We start from the raw sequence: 21,511 nt of genomic DNA on the forward strand, positions 1-21,511 counted from the left end.
GTTTGAGACTGGCCCGGCCCGTGTTAGCCTGCCGCGGTTGCATCCGCATGAGGTTCACCAGTGGCAGGCTTTTCATGGCCTATTCACGGCGCGCGCGGTGTCTTTGCACTGGCGGTCGTCCTGTTCCATGTCCACAATTCGGGGCTGCCGGCCCTGCCGGTGCCTTCGCTTGTGCAGCAGGGCTTCGGCGCGCTGAAATTCGGCGTCGAGCTGTTCTTTGCCATCAGCGGTTTCGTCATCGTCGGCACCATGGCGCGGGCACGCTCGCCGCTGGCCTTCATCGGTGATCGGGCGACGCGGATCTATCCGGTGCTTTGGGCGGTGCTGCCTGTTGCGATCCCGGCGATGCTGCTGGCGGGCGACACCACCTTCGACGGGCAGGGGCCGCTGGCCAGTCTGGGCATCGTCATCGGCAATTTCCTTGCGCTGGGACCGGTGCTGCCGGTGCCGGTGATCTATGGCGTGGCATGGACGCTCAGCTATGAATTCGCCTTTTACCTCTTGGGATTCGCGGTGCTTCTGGGCCGGCGACGGGCGCTGGATCTGACATGGCTCGCGCTGCTGGTCGGGCTGAGCTATTGCGTCTTTGCGCCGCGCGCGCTGTTCTTTCTGGCGGGCGTGCTGGTCGCTACCGGGCTGGCCGAGCAAAGCCCGCTGCGCCACCTGTCGCGGGCGCCGGGCTTGTGCCTGATCGCCTTTCTGGGGCTGTGGCAGGCGACCTCGAACGACACCTCGCCGCATATCGACCCGGTTTATCAATGGGGCCGGGCATTCCACTGGCTGACCGGGCCGCTGGCTTTTCTGGCGGCGACGGCGGCGATCAACGGGCTGGCGCAGGGCCGGGGGATGTTGTCGCAACTGCTGCAATCGCGGCCGCTGCTATGGCTGGGGACGATCAGTTACAGCCTGTATATCTGGCACCCGCTGGTGCTGGGCACCTGCAAAAGCGTGATGCACAAGCTGCATCTGTCCGCCACGCTGGGGAACTGGAGCCAGCCGTTCTTTCTGTTGGCCACGTTGCCGCCCTGCCTGCTGATCGCATGGATCAGCGCCCGCCTGCTGGAGGGCCGGGTGACGGGCTGGCTGCGCCGGCGCCTGCTGGCTGGGGACCGGGACGCCGACAAGGCGGTCCCGGCGGCGCTGGTCTGATCTTTGGGGGTCTATTCCATCTCGGCCTCATGCCCGTCGGGGGCATGCAGGTCAAAGATGAACAGCCCGTCCTCGGGGACGACGCGGGTGGTCCAGCGGTTGTCATTCAGCGACTGCTCGGCGTCATGCAGCCCGGCGCGCCAATGGTCCAGCATCGACAGGCGCGAGAATTCGTAATCCTTGGACCCGCTTTCGTAATCGGCATGGCGATAGATCATGTGCATCAGACTGACCGGATGGGTCGAGCCGCCGTTGATCAGCGTCACCAGATCGTCGTCCTGTTGCAGATCCGCCGGCAGCTTGGCGCGCAGCCGCCGCGCCGCGCGCGAGATGGCGTGGCGGGCGCGGAAATCGTCGGTGTTCAGCCGGGTGCGGCTGGAAAAGCGGATCTCTTTCTCGCGCTGATCGACCTCGGCCATGGTGCGCGGCATCGGCCCGCGCGACTGGTAAAGATCGACCTGATAGATGCAGAGCGGCCGGTTCGACGGCGCCGAAAGCACCACCTGCAGCGGCGAATTCGATACCAGCCCGCCGTCCCAATATTCCCGCCCGTCGATCTCGACGGCGGGAAAGCCCGGCGGCAGCGCGCCCGAGGCCATGATGTGCTCGGGGCCGATCCGGGTCTCGCGGTTGTCAAAGACCTGGAAATTGCCGGTCTGCACATCCACGGCGCCGACGGTCAGGCGCGGCCCCTCGTCGTTGAGATAGTCGAAATCGACCAGCCGCAGCAGCGTCTCGCGCAGCGGGCCGGTGTCATACCAGCTGGTCTGGCGCATCATGCCGGGAAACAGCGACATCAGGTCGGGCATGCGCGGCCGGAAAAACCCGGGCACGCCGAACATGGTCGAGGCGGCGGCGCGGCCCTCGTTGAACATCGAACGCACCCGCCCCGGCATCGGCCCGCCCTCAAGCAGGGTGCCCGACAGCCATGGCGCGCGGGTGATCCCCTCCCAGAAGGCGCGCAGCGCCTGCAGGCGGCGGCCGGGCGGATTGCCCGCGATCAGCGCCGCATTGATCGAGCCGATCGAGATCCCGGCCAGCCATTCCGGTTCTTGCCCGGCCTTGCACAGCGCCTCATAGGCCCCGGCCTGAAAGGCCCCCAGCGCGCCGCCACCCTGCAGCACGAGGACGATCTTTTCGGGAACCTTTGCCAGCCTGTCCATGATGAATCATACCCTTGCATTCAGTATTGCAGCGCAGGCTATGAGCGGCGGCGGGGATTTTCCATCTGTCTGCACGCAATATAATTGCACGTTCCGTTACGTCATCTGCAGCTTTGCATCATGCCGCATTGCGGCAATCGCGCCCGATGGCGGTCGTGCGGTTGTTTCTCGCGCCGGCTTGCTGTAGGGATTGATCGAGTATTGCGACAATGGCCGCCGTCCCCTTGATGATCGACGAGATAGCCGACCACGCCGAGCCGCCGCGACGATGCGGGCCGGGCCAGGTCGAAACAGCGCCCCTCCTGACGGACAGGGCGCGCCAGGCCCGAGCCCGGCCGAACGCACCGCAAGGTGCGCCCCCCTGCATTTCGACGGGCATGGCGCCCGGTCTGCGCCCTCATGGCTGCGGACCGGACCATTCCCCTATCTCCCGGCCGCGCAAGGGTCGGGCAGTCACGGCCGGGCGCAGATCCTGCGCGCCGGTCCTTTTCGCGCGGCCTGCTTGCTCCGCGCCAGTCGCGGCGTGCCGGGATATGGCCCCGCTGCATCTTCACCGGAATTGAGCCCCGCCCATGTGGATCGAAATCGCGATCGTCGTCCTTCTGACCCTGGTGAATGGCCTTTTGGCCATGTCCGAGCTGGCCATCGTCTCGTCGCGCCCGGCGCGGCTGAAGGTGCTGGCCGACCGGGGTGACCACGGCGCCGAAACGGCCATGCGTCTGGCCGAGGATCCGGGCCGCTTTCTCAGCTCGGTCCAGATCGGCATCACGCTGGTTGGCGTGTTGTCGGGGGCGTTTTCCGGCGCCACGCTGGGCGCGCGTCTGGCGGCGGCGCTGCCGGGCTGGGGTGTGCCGCAGGGGCTGGCCGATCCGCTTGGCATGGGCGGCGTGGTCGTGGCGATTACCTATCTGTCGCTGATTCTGGGCGAGCTGGTGCCCAAACAGATCGCGCTGCGCCAGCCCGAAGGGGTGGCTGCGCGCGTCGCACCGCTGATGCGCAGCATCTCGCGGGTGGGGGCGCCGCTGGTCTGGCTTCTGGACCGTTCGGGCAAGCTGGTGCTGTCGCTCTTGCGCCAGACCGGCGACGACAATCCCAGCATCTCGGACGAGGAAATCCGTCTGGTGATCGCCGAGGCCGAGAATGCCGGCGTGATCCACCGCGCCGAGACCGAGATGATCGCCGGCGTCATGCGCATCGCCGACCGCAGTGCGCGCGGGCTGATGACGCCGCGCCGCGACATCGTGGCGGTGGATGTCGGTGACAGCTATGCCGCGGTCGCGCATAAGTTCAAGGACAGCCACCGCACCCGGCTGCCGGTCAGCAATGGCGATGAAAACGACCTGATCGGCGTCGTTGCCAGCGCCGACCTCATCGCCGTCAACGCACAGAACTTCGACATCCGCGCGCTGATGAAGCCCGCGCCGATCATCCCCGAGACCATGGACGCCCCCGAGGTCATCGCCCGCCTGCGCGTGGCGCCCGGGCAGATGCTGCTGGTCTATGACGAATACGGCCATTTCGAGGGCGTGGTGACGCCGATGGACGTGCTGGAGGCGATCACCGGCGAATTCGCCGGGGTCGACGATGACGAGCCCAAGATCGTCGAGCGCGAGGATGGCAGCCTGCTGGTTGCCGGCTGGATGCCGGTCGATGAATTCGCCGACAAGCTGGGCGTGCCGCTGGCCGAGGATCACGACTATTCCACCGTGGCCGGGCTGGTGCTGGATCTGGCCGGGCTGTTGCCACAGGTCGGCGACAGCGTGACCTGGGGCGGCTGGCGCATCGAGGTGGTGGATCTGGACGGCCGCCGCATCGACAAGCTCTTGGTCCAGCGCGAGGCGCGCTGAGCCGGCGCCATCATCGGGGCTTTTGTCCAGCGGCTGGCGTGATAAGTTGCCGTTATGAACTTTACCCTGCGCCAGATCACCTATTTCCTTGCCGTGGCGCGGCTGCGCAATTTCGGCCGCGCCGCCGAAAGCTGCCATGTCTCGCAGCCGGGTCTGTCCAGCCAGATCGCCCAGATCGAGGCGCGGCTGGGCGGCGCCTTGTTCGAGCGGGGCGCCGGGGCCGGGCCGGTGCGGCTGACGGGCCTTGGCGAACGGCTGCTGCCTGCCGCGCAAGAGCTGATGGATGCCGCGCAGCGCTTGCAGACCTTGGCGCGTTCCGGGCGCGAGCCTTTGGCGGGGCGGATGCGGCTGGCGATCATCCCCACCGTCGCGCCCTATCTGATCCCGCATCTGGTGCCGGCACTGCGGGTCAGCCATCCGGCGCTGGATCTGTCGCTGCATGAGGTGGTGACCGACGAGCTGCTGGCCGGGATCGAGGAGCGCCGTTTCGACGCGGGGGTCATGGCCCTGCCGGTCGGCCATGCCGCCATCGAGGCGCTGCCGGTGCTGCGCGATCCCTTTCTGATCGCCACCTCCGAGGATGACGACACCTATCTGGCCGGGCCCTGCCGCCCCGAGAGTCTGGCGACCGAACGGCTGCTGTTGCTGGCCGACGGGCATTGCCTGCGCGATCAGGCGCTGGAGGTCTGTGGCCTGCGCGGCCCGCGCCGCAAGCTGAACCTTGAAGCGGCCTCACTGGCGACGCTGATGCGGATGGTGTCAAGTGGCATGGGGATGACGCTGATCCCGCGACTGGCCATGGCCGACGAGAACCGCGATGGCCGGTTGCGCATCCTGCCCTTTGCCGAGCCGGCGCCGTCGCGCGATCTGGCCGTGGTCTGGCGCCGCAATGCCGAGGCCGGCAGCGATGCCCGCGCTCTGGCCGGGGTGATCCGTGAACTGGCGCCGCTGCTGGATGTCGAGCCGCTGGGCGGCGCACCCGCCGTGGCCGGTCGGGGCTGATATGCGAAAGGCCGGCGCGCAAGGGGCGCCGGCATGCAGATCACCGTTGCTGGATCAGCACCGGCAAGGCGATGGGCGTGGCGGTGCCGGAAGGATGCGGCGGCAGACGGTTCAGCCGGCTGATCTGCCGGTTCAGCGCCGCGTCCCGCTGGCTGTCGCCGGTCGAGCCGACCAGCCGCGCCCCGGTGACGCCGCCGCTGCCGGTCACGGTAAAGGCCACCGTCACCCGCACATCGCCGCGGCGCGCGCCCGGAATCCGGGTGTGGTTCATGTGCCGCGCTACGGCGGCCTGCAGCTTGCTCTGCCAGCTCGCCTCTTGCCGGGGCGAGACCCGCGCGCCCTGCGTCGGCGCTGCCGAGCGGTCCGAGGCCTGCCCGCGCACCGTGGTGCTGGCCTTGCGGGCCTGCTGCTCTTCGGGGGCCTTTTCCTTTTTCGGCTGCGGCGGCTCTTTCTTGACGAGCTTGGGCTGGGGTTCGGGGTCAGGCTCGCGGGGTTTCGGGCGGTCCTTGGGGCGTTCGGATTTCTGCAGCACCACCGCCTCGGGTGGCGGCGGGAACAGCGAATTCATGTCGGGCAGCGGCTCAAGCTCGGGCAGGGGCGTGTCCATGGCGAAATCGGGCTGGGGTTCGGGCTCCGGTTCCGGCTCGGGCTGGGGTTCCGGCGCGGCCTCCTGAATCTCGGGCGTCTCGGCCTCGTCCGGAGGGGCCGCGGCCTCGGGGAGGGGCGCCAGCTCGACAAAGACCGGCTCGGGCATGCCGGGGGGCAGGGCCGCCTCGGCCCGGTGCAGCAGCCACAGCGCGCCGCCCAGATGCGCCGCCAGCACCACCAGCGCCGCCGACCCCCACAGCGCGCCATCGCGCAGTATGGCAGAGCGCGGGCTCATGGCTGGGCCGCCCCGCCGGCGGCGGCAGGTGCCGGTGCGGCGGCCGGATCGGGCGCGGGCACGGCGGCGGTGGTTTCCAGCCCGACCAGCGCAATCTTGAGATAGCCGGCCTGACGCAGGCGGTTCATCACCTCCATCAGATCGCCATAGGCCACCGCCTTGTCGGCGCGCAGGAACACCCGCTGTTCGCGGTCATTGCCGGTGGCCCCGGCCAGCGCCGCCGCCAGCCCGTCGGCGGCCACGTCCTCATTGCCGATCGCCAGCGTCAGGTCGGGCTTGATCGTGACATAGACCGGCTGGTCGGGCCGCTGCGCCGGGGTGGCGTTCGACACCGGCAGGTCGATGTTGACATCGACCGTGGCCAGCGGCGCCGCGACCATGAAGATGATCAGCAGCACCAGCATCACGTCGATGAAGGGGGTGACGTTGATCTCGTGGTTTTCGGCCAGATCGTCGCCCGCCGATTCCTTGATGCCGCCGGCCATGCTCAGGCCTCCCGGCGGGAGGTGGTGCCGAGATCGCGGAAATCGAGATCACGGCTGACCAGCCGCCGCACCCCGGCGCTGGCATTGGCCAGTTGCAGCCGGTAGCCGGTGATGGCGCGGGCAAAGACGTTGTAGATCACCACGGCCGGGATGGCGGCGACCAGACCGATGGCGGTGGCCAGCAGCGCCTCGGCGATGCCCGGCGCGACCACGGCAAGGTTGGTGGTCTGTGATTGCGAGATGCCGATAAAGGCGTTCATGATCCCCCAGACCGTCCCGAACAGCCCGACGAAGGGCGCGGTCGAGCCGATGGTGGCAAGAACCCCGGTGCCGCGCCCGATGCGGCGGCTGGCCACGGCCTCGATCCGGTCCAGATGGCTGTCCACACGCTCTTTCACGCCGCTGTCGCCCGCCACCGCCAGCGCCGGCAGCGAGCGGTTGTATTCGCTGGCCGCGGCGCGGAACATGCGCGAGACCGGGTCGCGGCGATTGCCGGCGCTGTTGAGCGCCGCGGCAAGGCTGGTGGCGCTTTCGGCGCGGTGGATGCCCGATTTCACCCGTTTCGTCGCCCCGGCCAGCTCCAAGAGCTTGGCCACCAGCACGGTCCAGGTCACCACCGAGGCAAAGAGCAGGCCCAGCATCACCGCCTTGACCACGATATCGGCGGCCCAGAACATGCCGATCGGCGACAGGTCATGGGGCAGGTTGGGATCGCGTTCCTGCGGCGCGAGCGGCGCCAGCGCGTCCTGGATCACCTGCGGCAGGATGCTGTCCCGCGCCGGTTCGGCGGCGGGTTTCGGCTCTGCCACGGGCGCCGGTTGCGGGCTTGGCACGGTCTCGACCGGTACGGCATTGCCGGGCGAGGCCGCCGGATCATTTGCGGCCGAGGCGGCGGGGGCAGGGGTTTGCGGCGCGGCTGCCACCGGCGCCGGGTCTTGGGTCGTCGCAGCAGCCTCGGGGCCGGGCGCGGCGGGGGCCGGAACTGCCGGAGCAGGCGCGGGAACCCCTGCCCCCGCCGCCTCGGTCGGGGCGGTGCCCGCTGCGGGGGCGGCAGTCTCTTGTGCCAGCACGGGGGCGGTCAGCATGATGCAGGCCAGCATAAGGGCGGGGCCCGCGCTGCGGCGCGGTAGCGACGAGTGGCTCATTGCGATCCTTCGTATCTTCGGCATGGGTCCGTCCGCTTCTGGCTTCGGGAGGGGCGAATACGGCGCTCCCGGCCGCTGGCCTGCGGGTGTCGGGGCCGGGTATCGAACACCATGGTAAAATTGTCAACTATTAGGGCCGGATTTGTCCGGGCTCAGGCCGACCAATAGGCGGCGAGATGCGTCTGGTGCTTGTCATGGCCGATCTGATCAAAGATCAGCTCGCGCAGCGCCCCGATCGCGGCCTTTTCCGCCGCCATCCACAGAAAGGCATCGGCAGGCGGCGGGTCATCGCGCAGCCGCGCCGTCAGCGCCGGGGCGCCGCCCGGCAAATGCTGCCGCATCAGGCCCGGACTGTCGGGAAACGGGTAATCACCCGAGGCGCCCAGAAGCCAGACCTGTCCCTGCGCATCGGGGCGGGCGGCGATGATTCGCGCCATGGCGGGATAGGCGGTTTCGTCGCCAGCCAGCAGCAGGCGGGACCGGAAGGGCACGCCGCCGCCGCTGGGACCCGACAGGCCAACCTTTTGGCCCGCCGGTGCCGACAGCGCCCAATCCGTCACCCGCCCGCCGGGATGCAGGAAGATGTCGGTATCGAGCCAGCCGGCTGCGGCGTCGATGGCGCGCACGGTATAGACCGGCCGATGCAGCGTCTTGGCCCCCGAGGGCCAGAGGGTCTGGCCATTCGCGCCCATCCGGGGCCATTCGGGGGCAGCATCGCCCTGGGGCGGCAGGACCAGCCGGAAATGCATCGAATCCGCATGGGCCAGCCGGTCCAGATCCGCGCCATGCAGCCGCAATCGCAGGAAATCGCGGGCGATACGCTGGGTGGTCCCCACCCGGACCAGCCCGAAATTCGTCGGCGGCTTGCCGGCATCGGCGGGCGAGGGCCAGCGCATCTCCTCCACCCGCTCGGGCGCGATCACGGCCAGCTCTTGCGTGATCCGGTCCTGCAGGCCGGGCAGATCGCCGGGCCGGTGTGCACGGGCAAAGACCAGCACGTTCTCGCCCCGTTTCTTGGCGCCGAATTCGCCCTGATCCAGCACACACCAGACCGAGCGGCCATGGCCTTCGTGCAGCTCCAGCCCCTGCGCGCGGGCCATGGCGCGCAGCAGCGTCTCGACCGGGGCGAAATCGGTGGCGGGCAGCATGGCCTCGGCCTGAAATTCGGGAAGGGGGGTGGTGCGCATCGGGCTGGCCTTGTTGGAACCGGAACAAGGATGGCGGTTGCGGGCCTGCGCCGCAACCGCCGGAATAAAAGACCCGCCCGGCACGAGATGGCCGGGCGGGCAAGTGAATCCCGCCGCCTAGAAGCTGCGCGAGACCGAGAGCTTGATATTCCGGCCCGGAGCCGGCCCGGTCAGCCATGTGGCCGGGGTGTAATCGCGGTCAAACAGGTTATCGACGCCGACATGCACCTCCAGCCCCTCGGCCATGCCGCTTTGGCCGGTCCAGGTGGCAAAGATGTCATGCACGCCATAACCGGCGCGGCGCGAGCCATCGGGCTTGTCCCGGCCAGCGGCCAGCGTGCTGCGCGCGCCCAGACGCCAGGCGTCATTGGCCTGCCAGATCGCGCTCAGCGTCACGCGGTTGTTGGGCAGCGTGTCCAGATCGGTGCCGTCCTGATTGACGCCGTTCACCACCGAGACGGCGGCGCCCAGTTCCCAGGCGCCGATGGCATAACTGCCCTCCAGCTCGCCGCCGCGCAGATAGGCGCGCGCGATATTGGTGTAATAGGCGTCCGGCCCCGGTCCCGAGCGGGCGATCATGTCGTCGATATGGTTGCGAAACAGCGTCAGCTTCAGCACCGCCTCGTCATCGCCCGCCAAAAGGCCGGTGGCGCGATACGAGGTGCCGATTTCGATGTTCTTGCCCTTTTCGTCCTTCAGGTCCGGGTTCGGCGCGGCGGCCATCGCGCCGTCGTAAAGCTCGTCCACCGTCGGCATGCGCTGGACAAAGGCGACCGAGCCAAACACCGACCACTGCTCGTTCAGGCGATAAAGCGCCGCCACCTGAGGCTCGATCGATTCGAAATCGCGCCGGTCAGAGGCAAAGCCCAGCGTATCCTTGGGTTCGGTGCGCTGGCGTTCATAGCGCAGCCCGGTGGTTACGCTCAGCCGCTGCCACGTCAGTTCGGATTGCGCATAGGCGCCCCAGGCGCGGGTAAAACCCTCGGGATGGCTGGACGAAGGCGCGGTATTGGCGCGGTCCTGTTTCAGCATCTCGACGCCGGTGGTCAGGAGGTGCTGATAGCCCTCGCCGGACAGATCGGCGGTATTGGCCAGCTTGAACTTCCACAGCTTGTATTGGCGCTCGCCCAAAAGCGACGGCATGATCGGCTCGGCCGGGTTGTCGCCCTGCTCGATGTTCTTCATGGTATTGGTATAGGACAGCGTCGCGGTCAGATCGACATAGCGGTTTTCGGCCGGGTTCCAGCCCCAGACCAGCTTTGCGGTCTGGTCGCGCGTGGTGATGTCGCCGACGCCCCAGCCGGGGAAGCCGGGATAGAACACGCCGACTTGTGCACCCTCAAGCTGGTTGTAATCCTGATCCCGGCCCTTGGCTTCCAGATGCTGATAGGAAAAGGCGACATATTGGTCGCCGAAGGTCTTTTTCGCTTTCAGCAGCAGGTTCGGCGTCTTTGAGTTCGAGCGCACGGTGGTCTTGCCGTCCGCATCCTCGGTATCGCCCAGCTTGCGCCAGGCGAATGCCGCCAGCGCCTCGAAATCCTCGGTCGGCCGCCATCCCAGAGCGACGCTGCCCAGCCATGTCTCGGGGTTGCTGGCATAGCCCAGTTTCGCGCGGCCGCCGAAGGTTTGCCCGGGTTTCAGCAGGTCGCTCGCCTCGATGGTCTCCATCGCGATCACGCCACCCAGCGCGCCGGCACCATAAAGCGTGGACGCGCCGGGACCGCGCAGCACCTCGACCTGACGCAGGAAGTCCGGCTCGACGAACAGCGCGCCCTGCCGATAGGATTCGTAATATTTCTCTTCGCCGTCGATCATCTGCACGATGCCGGCTTCGGCCGCCGCCGCGCTGGACGAGCCAAAGCCGCGGATGTTGAAGCCCTGACCAAAGAAGCTGCCCGAGCCGACGCCGGCGACACCCGGCACGGTGGCCAGCACCTCGCCGATATGCACCGGCGCGATGTCATCAAGCTGCGCCGCGTCGACCACGCTGACCGATTGCGGCACCTCGGAGGCGACTTTCGGCTGGCCGGCGCGCAGCACCAGCGGGTCGAGCGTAAAGGGCGTCTTTGCCGTGGCGCTGTCTTGGGCCAGCACCGGCGCGGCAAGGACAAAGGCAGCGGCAAATGCCGTCAGGCAGGTCGAGCCGGCAAGCAGCGCGACGTTCAGAGAGTGACGTGACATGGGTTCCCGTGGCTGTTCGGAGTGGATTTTCGGGTTGCGAAAGCTGGCCACGGGGCTGGCGACTTGCGCTGCGTTATATTTTCTGACTAAATCTGTCAATAATCGCGAAGGCCGCATCCGACATCGGAATGCGGCCACCGCAGGACGAACTGCAAGGGGCCCGTCATGACAGATCATTCTCCCGCCGAACTGCGCCGCCTTCAGGCCGAGGACGAGGGCCGGCCCTTCGATCTGGCCCACAAGCTGGGGGTGCCCGAGGCGGCGCTGGTCGCCGCGCGCGTGGGCCATGGTGTGCTGCGGATCGACGCTGTGCCCGGTCAGCTGATCCCGGCGGTGCAGGCTCTGGGCGAGGTGATGGCCCTGACCCGCAACCGGTCCTGCGTCATCGAAAAGATCGGCACCTACAACGATTTCCACGACGGCGAACATGCCGCGATGACGGTGGACGAGGAAATCGACATGCGCATGTTCCCGCGCCATTGGGTGCATGGTTTCGCGGTCGAGGCCGAGTCCGCGCAGGGCATCCGCCGCTCGATCCAGGTGTTCGACGCGGCGGGGGACGCGATCCACAAGGTGCATCTGCGGCCCGGATCCGATCTGTCGGCGTGGCAGGCGCTGACGCGCGATCTGGCGCTGCAGGACCAGTCCGACCATGCCACATTCGAGCCGCGCGCCCCGGTCGAGCCGCCGCGCGCCCAGCCCGAGCGGCTGGACACGCTGCTGCGCGAATGGGCGGCGATGACCGACACGCATCAGTTCAACACGCTGATCCGGCGGCTGAAGATGAACCGGTTGGGCGCCTATCGCATCGCGGGCGCGCCCTGGGTGCGGCCCCTGGCGGTCGAGGCCGTCCCGGCGTTGTTGCAGCGCGTCCATGACGATCATTGCGGGGTGATGATGTTCGTCGGCAATCAGGGCTGTATCGAGATCCACTCTGGCCATTTCCAGAACCTGCGCCCGATGGGGCCGTGGCTGAACGTGATGGATCCGCGCTTCAACCTGCATCTGCGCGGCGATCATGTGGCCGAGGTCTGGGCGGTGGAAAAGCCGACCCGGCGCGGTCCGGCGATCTCGGTCGAGGCGTTCGATGCCGAGGGCGCGCTGATCTTTCAATGCTTCGGCCTGCGCCCCGAAAAGGGCGGCGATGCGGCGCAATGGGCGGGGCTTGTCGCGGGTCTGCCGGCCATGGCCGAGGCGGCGGAATGAAAGCCGCGCTGCTGGCCTTGATGGCGGTTCTGCCCGCCGTGGCAGCGGCCGACAGCCACCCCGAGGCGCGGCGCGTGCTGGCCATCGGCGGCGCGGTGACCGAGATTGTCTATGCGCTGGGGCAACAGGACCGGCTGGTCGGGCGTGACCAGACCTCGACCTGGCCGCCCGAGGCTGCGTCTTTGCCCGATGTCGGCTACATGCGCGCGCTGTCGCCCGAGGCGGTGCTGTCGGTCTCGCCCGATCTGATTTTGGCCGAAGAGGGCGCCGGCCCGCCCGAGGCGGTTTCGGTGCTGAAATCGGCCGGTGTGCCCTATGTCAGTGTCGCCGAAAGCCCCGATCCTGCAGGCGTGCTGCGCAAGGTCGATGAGGTGGCCGAGGTGCTGGCCGTGCCCGAACAGGGCCGTGCGCTGCATCAGCGGCTGGCCGAGGAACTGGCCGAGGTCTCCGCCAAGGCGGCGGCAGTGGGTGCGCCGCGCAAGGTGCTGTTCATCCTGTCGATGCAGGGCGGCAAGCTGACGGTCGGCGGCGCGGGCACTTCGGCGGATGGCATCATCCGGCTGGCCGGGGGGCAGAATGCCATTTCCGGCGTGCAGGGCTACAAGCCTGTGACCGACGAGGCGGTAATTGCCGCAGCGCCGGACGTGATCCTGATGATGCGGCGCGGCGATGCGCGGGCCGATGCGCAGGCCAATGGTGGCGATGGTCAGGCCGAGGCCCGCGCCGCGGCACTGGCTCTGCCGGCGCTGGCGCAGACGCCCGCCGGTCGCAACGGCGCGGTGGTGATGATGGACGGCTTGAAGCTTCTGGGCTTTGGTCCCCGCACGGGTGAGGCGGCTCTGGAATTGCACGATCTGCTTTACGAGGGCTCGTGATGGTGGCGATCAGTCCCGATTTGCCGCTCGCTGGCGACCGCAGCCAGCGCGGCCGCCGGCTGGCGCTGCTGCTGGCACTGACGCTTGCGGTGACGGCGCTGGTGTCGCTGGGTTGGGGCGCCTCGGGTACCTCGCTGACGCGGGCGGTTTCAGATGCGCTGGCCGGGCGTGAGCTGGCCGTGCAGGACCGCGTGGTGCTCCTGGACATCCGCCTGCCGCGCATCCTGATGGGCGCGCTGGTCGGCGCCTCGCTTGCGGTGTCGGGGGCGGTGATGCAGGGCTTGTTCCGTAATCCGCTGGCCGATCCGGGCATCGTCGGCGTGGGGGCGGGGGCCGGGCTTGGCGCGATCCTTGCCATCGTGCTGGGCGGGCTCTTGCCGCCGGCGCTGGCGGGGCTCTTTGGCTGGTATCTGGTGCCGGTCGCGGCCTTCTTCGGCGGCTGGCTGACCACGTTGGCGCTTTACCGCATCGCGACGCGGCAGGGGCGGACCTCGGTCGCGACCATGCTGCTGGCCGGAATTGCGCTGGCGGCGATCCTCAGCGCGGTGGCCGGGCTTTTGATCCTGCGCGCCACTGACGCGCAATTGCGCGACCTGACCTTCTGGGGGCTCGGCTCGCTTGCCGGCGCGAACTGGCCCAAACTCGCCGCTGCGGCGCCGATCATGCTGCTTGCGCTGCTCTATGCCCCCAGCCTGGCGCGTGGGCTGAACGCCCTGGCGCTGGGCGAGGCGGCGGCGGGCCATGTCGGCATCCGCGTGCAGCGGGTCAAGAACCGCGCCGTCCTGACGGCGGCGGCGGCGACGGGGGCAGCGGTCGCGGTTTCGGGCGGCATCGCCTTTGTCGGCATCGTGGTGCCGCATCTGCTGCGGCTGGCCAGCGGGCCGGATCATCGCTGGCTTCTGGTCAACAGCGGGCTTCTGGGCGCGGTCGTCCTGCTGCTCGCGGATATGGCAAGCCGGACCGCCGTCGCTCCGGCCGAGCTGCCGATCGGTATCGTTACGGCCATGCTCGGCGGGCCGTTCTTTCTGTGGATCCTGTTGCGCAATCGCGGAGTGCTGGAGCTGTGAGCCTGATCGCCGAAAACATCAGCGTCAGCCTTGGCCGCGCCCGGATCCTGCACGACCTGTCCTTTCAGGCGCGGCCCGGCCAGTTGACCGCCATCGTCGGGCCGAACGGCTCGGGCAAGACCACGCTCTTGCGCGCCTTGACCGGAGAACTGCCGCATCAGGGCCGGATCACCCTGGGCGGCGCCGATCTGGCGGGCATGAGTGTCGAGGAACTGGCCTCCCGTCGGGCGGTGCTGTCGCAATTCGCGGCGCTATCCTTTCCCTTTACTGTGGCCGAAGTGGTGCGCATCGGCCTTCAGGCGCGCGGCGAGCGGGCCGAGGCGCCGGTCCCGGCGGCACTGGCCGCCGTCGGCCTGCCGGGCTTTGCCGGCCGGCTCTACCAGCAGCTTTCCGGCGGAGAACAACAACGGGTGCAGCTCGCCCGTGTGCTGGCTCAGGTCTGGCATCCTCTTGATCGCTATGGTGCGCGCTGGCTGATGCTGGACGAGCCGGTTTCAAGCCTCGACATCGCGCATCAGCTGACGGTCATGCGGCTGGCCGCCGATTACGCCCGGCGCGGCGGCGGCGTGGTCGCGGTCATGCATGACCTGAACCTTACCGCCATGTTCGCCCACCACGTCGTTCTGATGGCCAGAGGGCTGGTTCTGGCGCGGGGGCGCCCCGATCAGGTGCTGACCGACGTCGCCCTGACCGATGCCTATGGTTGCAGCCTGCGGGTCAATACCCCGCCGCCGCAGGGCACATGGATCCTGCCGCATACGGCAGCCTGAGCTTGCGCCTGTGGCAGATGCCGCATGGGTATTTGTGAAATGGTGAAAACCAAGCGCCGCGCCCGCCATTCACCATTTTCCAAATACCCATGCGAGCGTTCCGCAAGAGATGGACTCAGGCCAGTCGGGCGATCCGCCGGGCTGCAGCCTCTATGCCGCCGGCGCCATGTGCGATGCCAAGGGCGTCCATGCCGGCCTCGATCACCGCCAGCGTGCCCAGCAATTGGTGGGCGTTGGCATGGCCCATATGGGCGATCCGCAGCCCGTGTTCGGGATCGGCTGCGCCAAGGCCCACGCCCAGCGTCACGCCGGTGCGGTCCTGTGTCCAGCGGCGCAGTTCTGCCGCGCGCGGGATGGTTGCCGCCGTGACCGAGCGGGCGCGGCCGGCGCGGTCCGCGACCACCGGCGCGATGCCGCTGCCGCCTTGGCCCCAGGCGTCGAGCGCGGCCCAGGTCGCTTCGGCCAGCGCCTCGTGCCGGGCCCAGGCGGTCGGCAGGGTTTCTTCGTCCAGCAGCAGGCGCAGCGCCTCGTTCATGCCGAAGATATGCTGGACCGGCGGCGTGCCGCCCCAATATTGCCAAAGCTCGCTGGCCTCGCAGCGCGGGGTCCAGTCCCAATAGGGCGTGGTCAGGTTGCTGCGCGGCTGCGCCCGGACCCGTTCCGAGAACCACAAAAGCGCGAGGCCCGGTGGCACCATCAACCCCTTCTGGCTGGCCGAGACCAGAAGGTCGACGCCCCATGCGTCCATCAGCATCGGCTCGCATCCGAGCGAGGCAATGGCATCGACGGCGAAGAAGGCCGGGTGATCGCCCATCGCCTGCCGCAGCGCCGGGATGTCGGCGCGCGCCGAGCTGGCGGTATCGACCTGACAGACCAGCACCGCCTTGATCGCATGGCTGCGGTCCTGCGCCAGCCGCTTGGCCAGACGCTGCGGATCGGGCGGGGCAAGGCCGAAGTCCATCTGTTCGACATCGATGCCGACGGCGCGGGCGGTCTCGGCCCAGCTGCGCCCGAAATGGCCCGAGGTCAGCACCAATGCCCGGTCGCCGCGATTGAAGAGGTTCAGGTTCGCCGCCTCCCAGCCGGCGTGGCCGTTGCCGATATAGGGCACGCAATGCGCCATGGTGCCGGCGAGCCGCTTCAGCCGGGCGATCAGGTCCCGGTTCTTGGCGGCGAGCTCCGGGCCGTAGATGTCGGGCGAGGGCCGGTGCATGGCGTTCAGCACGCGGTCGGGAACGGGCGAGGGACCGGGAATCGCAATGACCGGGCGGCCTTGGGCAAGGCTCATGGCAAGCTACCTTTCGAAAGATCGGCTCATCGGTAGGCCGGGGCCGGGCCAAGGTCAACGTCCGCCAGGGTGTGGTCCGGCCCCTTGCCCGGTGTGCGCGGCCCGCCTTGCCCTGAGATGCCCGCGGCCTTATCCCTTGGCCAAGTCCCAGCCGAGGTGCCCATGGCCGACAAGATCCAGAAAACCGCCAATCTGTTCGCACGCATGTGGCGGGACTATCTGCATGTCTACTGGGGCCGCATCCTGCTGGCGCTGTTCTTCCTGATCGTCGAGGGCTCGACGCTGGGCCTGCTCAGCTGGATGCTGAAGCCACTCTTTGACCGGGTGTTCGTCGGCGGTGACACGGCGGCGATCTGGTGGGTCGGCGGCGCGATCTTTGGCCTGTTCCTGATCCGGGCCACGACCTTTGTCATCAACCGCAGCCTGATGACCTCGGTGTCGCTGGCGGTCTCGACCAAGATGCAGACGGATATGCTGCGCCATATCATGACGCTGGACGGCGGCTTTTTCCAGAAGAACCCGCCCGGCGCGATGATCGAGCGGGTGCAGGGTGACACCATCGCCGTGCAAGGGGTATGGTCGACCTTCATCTCGGGGATGGGGCGCGACATCGTCTCGCTGGTGTCGCTGTTTGGCGTGGCCATCGCCACCGACCCGGAGTGGACGCTGGCCGCGCTGATCGGCGCGCCGTTGCTGATCCTGCCGATGCTGCTGGTGCAGCGCTATATCCGGCGCAAGATGCGGCAAAACCGCGTCAATGCCAGCCAGCGCGCCACGCGGCTGGACGAGGTGCTGCACGGCATCAACGCCGTCAAGCTGAACCGGATGGAGGACTACCAGACCCGGCGTTTTGGCGAGATCGTCGGCCGCATCCGCACCTCCGAGATCAAGATGTCGGGCATCGGCGCCACCATTCCGGCGCTGGTCGATGTGGTCACCGGCCTTGGCTTCATGGGCGTTCTGTGGATGGGCGGCGCTGAGGTCACTTCGGGCGAGCGCACGGTCGGCGATTTCATGGCGTTTTTTACGGCCATGGCGCTGGCCTTTCAGCCGCTGCGCCGGCTGGGCAGCCTGACCGGCACCTGGCAGATCGCCGCCGCCAGTCTGGAGCGGATCTATGCCGTCATGGACCTGCGCCCCTCGATCACCTCGGGGACGCGCAGCGCACCGCCGCAGGACACCACCATCCGGTTGCAGGATGTGCGCATGTCTTATGACGGCCATCCGGTGCTGAACGGGCTTGATCTGGTGGCCGAGGCGGGGCGGACCACCGCGCTGGTCGGGCCGTCGGGGGCGGGCAAGTCCACGGTCTTCAACCTGCTGACCCGCATGGTGGACCCGGATTCGGGCAGCATCACGCTGGGCGGGGTGGCGCTGAAGGACTTCGATCTGGGCGTGTTGCGCGACCAGTTCTCGACCGTCAGTCAGGATGCGGCGCTGTTTGACGAGACGCTGCGCGAAAACATCCTGCTGGGCCATCCCGAGGAAGATCAGGCGCTGCGTCAGGCCATCGTTGCCGCCCATGTCGCCGATTTCTCGGACAAGCTGCCCGGCGGGCTCGACACGCCGGCGGGGCCGCGCGGCTCGGCCCTGTCGGGGGGGCAGCGTCAGCGCGTGGCAATCGCGCGCGCCGTGCTGCGCGATGCGCCGATCCTGCTGTTGGACGAGGCGACAAGTGCCTTGGACGCGCAAAGCGAGCGGCTGGTGCAGCAGGCGCTGGACGAGCTGTCGGCGGGCCGCACCACGCTGGTCATCGCGCACCGGCTATCCACCGTGCGTCAGGCCGACAAGATCGTCGTCATCGAGGCCGGCAGGGTTGTCGAAGAAGGTACACATGACCAATTGATGGCCGAGGATGGCGCCTATGCCGCGCTGGTCAAGCTGCAGTTCGGAGACAAGTGATGCGACGCATATTGGCGGTTACGGGCGAGGATCGGGTCGCCTTTCTGCAGGGGCTTGTCACCAACAAGGTGGGTGATCTGCCCGCTTGGGCCGCGCTGCTGACCCCGCAGGGCAAGTATCTGGCCGATTTTCTCGTCGTGCCCGATGGCGGCCGGCTGCTGGTAGATGTCGATGCGCGGCTGGCCGATGACCTGTTGCGTCGGCTGTCGATGTATCGGCTGCGCTCGAAGGTCGAGATCGCGGCGACCGATCTGACCGTCGCGCGCGGCACCGGCGACATGCCGGATGCGGGGATTGCCGATCCGCGCCACCCGGCGCTTGGGTGGCGGCTTTACGGCGGGCAGGGCGACGATGGCAGCGATTGGGACGCGATCCGGGTCGCGCATTGCATCCCCGAAACCCTGATCGAGCTGATCCCGAACGAGACCTTCATCCTTGAGGCCGGGTTCGAGCGCCTGCATGGCGTCGACTTCCGCAAGGGCTGCTATGTCGGGCAAGAGGTCACCGCGCGGATGAAGCACAAGACCGAGTTGCGCAAGGGGCTGATCACCGTGGGCATCGAGGGCGCCGCTGCCGTTGGCACGCCTATCCTGATGCCCGACGGGCGCGAGGCGGGGACGCTGTTCACCCAGTCCGGCGGGCGCGCCATCGCTTACATGCGCTTTGACCGCATGGGTGAGGGGTTGGTGGCGGGGGACGCCCGCATCAGCCCGTGACCGAAGGCGCGGAGCGCATCCGCCGCATCGTGCATGTGGACATGGATGCCTTCTATGCCTCGGTCGAACAGCGCGACGATCCGGCGCTGCGTGGCCGGCCCGTTGCCGTGGGCGGTATCCAGCGCGGGGTGGTGGCGGCGGCCAGCTATGAGGCGCGGCGCTTTGGCGTGCGCTCGGCGATGCCCTCGATGCGGGCGATGCGGCTCTGCCCGGATCTGATCTTTGTCAAGCCGCGCTTCGACGTCTATCGCGCCGTCAGCCAGCAGATCCGCGAGATCTTTGCCGATTACACGCCGCTGATCGAACCCCTGTCGCTGGATGAGGCCTATCTGGATCTGACCGACCACCTTGAAGGGCGCACCGCCACCCGCATCGCGCAGGAGATCCGCGCGCGCATCCGCGAGGTGACCGGGCTGACCGCTTCGGCCGGGGTCAGCTACAACAAGTTTCTGGCGAAACTGGCCTCGGACCAGCGCAAGCCCGACGGGTTGTTCGTGATCCCGCCCGAGGCAGGGGCGGAATTCGTGCAATCCCTGCCCATCGGCCGCTTTCACGGCGTCGGCCCCGCCACCGCCGCGCGCATGCAGGCGCATGGCATCGAGACCGGCGCCGATCTGCTGCGGCAAAGCCTTGAGTTTCTGACCGCGCGCTTTGGCAAGTCGGGCCAGTTCTATTGGAACATCGCGCGCGGCATCGACCATCGCGAGGTGCGCCCCGACCGCATCCGCAAGTCGATCGGCGCCGAGAACACCTATTTCGAGGATCTGCGCCGGATCGAGGACGCCGAGGCGGCGCTGGCGCCCTTGGCCGAAAAGGTCTGGCGCCATGCCGACAAGGCCGGGCGGCAGGGCCGGACGGTAACGCTGAAGGTGAAATACGGGGATTTTCGCCAGATCACCCGGGCGCGGTCGCTGGCGCAGCCGCTGCGCGACCAGGCCGCGATCCTCGCCATCGCCTGCGAGCTGCTGGCGCCGGTCTTTGCCGATCCGCATGGGGTGCGGCTTTTGGGGATCACGCTTTCGGGGCTGGAGCTGCGGGGGCAGGGCGAGCCGCCCCCGCAGCAGTTGGGCCTGTTCGATCAGGCGTAAAGATTGGTCGCGCCGACCTGAGCGTGGATGCCGTTCACCGCCTCGCGGTCCAGACCCAGCCCCTGCGCCAGCGCGTGCAGATATTCGGCCTCTTTGCGGTTGTCGAAATCGATGGCCATCAACGACATCAGATAGACCTGCGCGCCGGCGCCCGCCGGCACCTCGGCCGCCAGCGCCGCAGCATCGACCGGAGCGGCCATCTGGTCGCGGATAAAGGCGCGTTCCTCGTCGTCGAGCTCGCCGAACTGTTCCATCAGCCGGGCCTTTTCGGCATCGTCAATCTGGCCGTCGGATTTCGCCGCCTGGATCATCGCCTTGAGCATCAGCCCGGCCAGCGCGTTCTGCTCCGGCGTGGGCGCGGTCTCGGGCTCGTCGCCGCTGGCCAGCGACTGGTTGAAGAGATCGCCGAAGCTGGAATCATTGCTGGGCTGCGAGCCCTTTTGCGCCAGCCCGCCGGCACCGCCGGCCGCAGCCGCGCCCCGGCCGCCCAGAAGATCGCCAAGGATACCGCCAAGGCCGCCGGCCGCAGCCCCGCCCAGAATGCCGCCCAGACCACCGCCCGACGAGGCGCCGGTGCTTCCGCCCCGGCCGCCGGTCAGCTGGTCAAGGATGCCGCCCAGCCCGCCGCCTGCGGGCGAATGCGCGCCGCCATAGGGCGTGCCGCTGCCGGCACCGCTGCGCCCGCCCAGCACCTGACCCAGAATATCGCCCAGACCTCCGCCAGCCGCGCCACCGCGGGTCGCGTTGTTCTGCAACAGATCGCCAAGGATGCCGCCGGACGGGGCGCCGGTCTGGCCTGCGCTCTGGCCTGTGGCCTGTCCGGCCGCCTTGCGCTCATGGGCATTGCGCATCATCGTGCCAATGCCTTTGGCCAGCATCACGCCTGCGGCGACGCGGGCAAGGGATTTCATCAGGCTCATCAAGACCTCCAACTGGATACAGGGCCGGCTTGCGCGCCGGGGCAGCGATGCTGCCTGCGACCGTCACCGGATGGGGCGCGGACCGGCTTTCCAACGTCTTGGACTGGCGGCGGTTCCGCTTTTCTCCGGTGCCTTCACGAAGAGCCACGCCGGCCGGGCTGTCAAGCCTTGCTGCCCTTGATTTTTCCCCGGCACGATTATAAGTCGCGGCGGATGTTTCACGACGGGGGCTGTCGCGCGGGTGGCCCCCCCGATAGGAGGCCATGATGGCAAAGGCAAAGTTTGAACGTAACAAGCCGCACGTCAACATCGGGACCATTGGTCACGTTGACCACGGCAAGACGACGCTGACGGCAGCGATCACCAAGTATTTTGGTGAATTCCGCGCCTATGACCAGATCGACGGCGCTCCGGAAGAGCGTGCGCGCGGGATCACGATCTCGACCGCTCACGTGGAATACGAATCGGACGCGCGCCACTATGCGCACGTCGACTGCCCCGGCCACGCCGACTATGTGAAGAACATGATCACCGGTGCGGCGCAGATGGACGGCGCGATCCTGGTGGTGAACGCCGCCGACGGTCCGATGCCGCAAACCCGCGAGCACATCCTGCTGGGCCGTCAGGTCGGCATCCC

Annotated in this window: 19 protein-coding genes; 11 read left to right on the forward strand and 8 right to left on the reverse strand. The window is 68.2% G+C overall.

The features are described 5' to 3' along the window. Positions 1-60: 60 nt before the first annotated feature. Positions 61-1,149, forward strand: a complete 1,089-nt coding sequence (locus GL279_RS14700) for an acyltransferase family protein (protein ID WP_155065399.1) — start codon at positions 61-63, stop codon at positions 1,147-1,149. An 11-nt stretch (positions 1,150-1,160) separates the two neighbouring features. Here GL279_RS14700 and GL279_RS14705 read toward each other — a convergent pair whose 3' ends face one another. Next, entirely contained in the window at positions 1,161-2,312 is a 1,152-nt protein-coding gene (locus GL279_RS14705; RefSeq protein ID WP_155065400.1) for a patatin-like phospholipase family protein, read from the reverse strand. Between the two features lie 572 nt (positions 2,313-2,884). Between GL279_RS14705 and GL279_RS14710 the strand changes: the two genes are divergently transcribed. Together GL279_RS14710 and GL279_RS14715 are read left to right on the forward strand one after the other, a co-directional pair. Continuing rightward, the gene (locus GL279_RS14710) at positions 2,885-4,159 is read left to right on the forward strand and encodes a hemolysin family protein (protein WP_155065401.1); all 1,275 of its coding nucleotides are present in this window, start codon (positions 2,885-2,887) and stop codon (positions 4,157-4,159) included. A 54-nt stretch (positions 4,160-4,213) separates the two neighbouring features. Further along, complete coding sequence (locus GL279_RS14715) at positions 4,214-5,161, forward strand: hydrogen peroxide-inducible genes activator (protein WP_155065402.1); 948 nt, start codon at positions 4,214-4,216, stop codon at positions 5,159-5,161. Positions 5,162-5,201: 40 nt separating this feature from the next. Here GL279_RS14715 and GL279_RS14720 read toward each other — a convergent pair whose 3' ends face one another. The 5 genes from GL279_RS14720 to GL279_RS14740 all read right to left on the reverse strand — a co-directional run bounded on the left by GL279_RS14720 (position 5,202) and on the right by GL279_RS14740 (position 11,042). Further along, positions 5,202-6,044 (reverse strand): TonB family protein, encoded by an 843-nt coding sequence (locus GL279_RS14720; RefSeq protein WP_155065403.1) that lies wholly within the window; start codon positions 6,042-6,044, stop codon positions 5,202-5,204. After that, positions 6,041-6,529 (reverse strand): TonB system transport protein ExbD, encoded by a 489-nt coding sequence (gene exbD, locus GL279_RS14725; protein WP_155065404.1) that lies wholly within the window; start codon positions 6,527-6,529, stop codon positions 6,041-6,043. The genes GL279_RS14720 and exbD overlap by 4 nt, the downstream gene beginning before the upstream one ends. A 2-nt stretch (positions 6,530-6,531) precedes the next feature. Further along, positions 6,532-7,674 (reverse strand): tonB-system energizer ExbB, encoded by a 1,143-nt coding sequence (gene exbB / locus GL279_RS14730; RefSeq protein WP_155065405.1) that lies wholly within the window; start codon positions 7,672-7,674, stop codon positions 6,532-6,534. Between the two features lie 152 nt (positions 7,675-7,826). Continuing rightward, complete coding sequence (locus GL279_RS14735) at positions 7,827-8,861, reverse strand: siderophore-interacting protein (RefSeq protein ID WP_155065406.1); 1,035 nt, start codon at positions 8,859-8,861, stop codon at positions 7,827-7,829. Positions 8,862-8,978: 117 nt separating this feature from the next. Beyond that, a complete protein-coding gene (locus tag GL279_RS14740) occupies positions 8,979-11,042 on the reverse strand; it encodes a TonB-dependent receptor domain-containing protein (protein ID WP_155065407.1) in 2,064 nt (687 codons plus the stop codon). Between the two features lie 165 nt (positions 11,043-11,207). Here GL279_RS14740 and GL279_RS14745 point away from each other — a divergent pair, with 165 nt between their 5' ends. From GL279_RS14745 to GL279_RS14760, 4 genes are read left to right on the forward strand one after another with little or no spacing between them, the layout of a single operon-like run. Next, a complete protein-coding gene (locus GL279_RS14745; protein ID WP_155065408.1) occupies positions 11,208-12,248 on the forward strand; it encodes a hemin-degrading factor in 1,041 nt (346 codons plus the stop codon). Next, a complete protein-coding gene (locus GL279_RS14750; protein ID WP_155065409.1) occupies positions 12,245-13,123 on the forward strand; it encodes a heme/hemin ABC transporter substrate-binding protein in 879 nt (292 codons plus the stop codon). Before GL279_RS14745 ends, GL279_RS14750 begins: the two co-directional genes overlap by 4 nt. After that, positions 13,123-14,190, forward strand: a complete 1,068-nt coding sequence (locus GL279_RS14755; RefSeq protein ID WP_155065410.1) for a FecCD family ABC transporter permease — start codon at positions 13,123-13,125, stop codon at positions 14,188-14,190. Before GL279_RS14750 ends, GL279_RS14755 begins: the two co-directional genes overlap by 1 nt. Then, a complete protein-coding gene (locus GL279_RS14760) occupies positions 14,187-14,960 on the forward strand; it encodes a heme ABC transporter ATP-binding protein (RefSeq protein WP_343039822.1) in 774 nt (257 codons plus the stop codon). Before GL279_RS14755 ends, GL279_RS14760 begins: the two co-directional genes overlap by 4 nt. Positions 14,961-15,075: 115 nt before the next feature. Here GL279_RS14760 and GL279_RS14765 read toward each other — a convergent pair whose 3' ends face one another. Beyond that, positions 15,076-16,248 (reverse strand): pyridoxal-phosphate-dependent aminotransferase family protein, encoded by a 1,173-nt coding sequence (locus tag GL279_RS14765; RefSeq protein WP_155065411.1) that lies wholly within the window; start codon positions 16,246-16,248, stop codon positions 15,076-15,078. Positions 16,249-16,410: 162 nt separating this feature from the next. Between GL279_RS14765 and GL279_RS14770 the strand changes: the two genes are divergently transcribed. From GL279_RS14770 to dinB, 3 genes are read left to right on the forward strand one after another with little or no spacing between them, the layout of a single operon-like run. Further along, positions 16,411-18,150 carry an ABC transporter ATP-binding protein gene (locus GL279_RS14770; protein WP_155065412.1) on the forward strand — a complete coding sequence of 580 codons (1,740 nt, stop codon included), beginning with the start codon at positions 16,411-16,413 and terminating at the stop codon, positions 18,148-18,150. Further along, positions 18,150-18,866, forward strand: coding sequence for a CAF17-like 4Fe-4S cluster assembly/insertion protein YgfZ (ygfZ, locus tag GL279_RS14775; RefSeq protein ID WP_155065413.1), 717 nt, complete (start codon positions 18,150-18,152; stop codon positions 18,864-18,866). The genes GL279_RS14770 and ygfZ overlap by 1 nt, the downstream gene beginning before the upstream one ends. Continuing rightward, positions 18,863-19,954, forward strand: coding sequence for a DNA polymerase IV (gene dinB / locus GL279_RS14780; RefSeq protein ID WP_343039823.1), 1,092 nt, complete (start codon positions 18,863-18,865; stop codon positions 19,952-19,954). Before ygfZ ends, dinB begins: the two co-directional genes overlap by 4 nt. On the opposite strand, the gene GL279_RS14785 is transcribed toward dinB, so the two are convergent. Further along, a complete protein-coding gene (locus GL279_RS14785) occupies positions 19,945-20,874 on the reverse strand; it encodes a DUF533 domain-containing protein (RefSeq protein WP_155065414.1) in 930 nt (309 codons plus the stop codon). The two genes, dinB and GL279_RS14785, sit on opposite strands and share 10 nt — an antisense overlap. 266 nt (positions 20,875-21,140) lie before the next feature. Between GL279_RS14785 and GL279_RS14790 the strand changes: the two genes are divergently transcribed. After that, positions 21,141-21,511, forward strand: a 371-nt coding sequence (locus GL279_RS14790) for a GTP-binding protein (protein WP_155065415.1), incomplete at its 3' end; no start/stop codon positions are given.

Source organism: Paracoccus limosus (genome assembly GCF_009711185.1).
Lineage (GTDB): Bacteria > Pseudomonadota > Alphaproteobacteria > Rhodobacterales > Rhodobacteraceae > Paracoccus > Paracoccus limosus.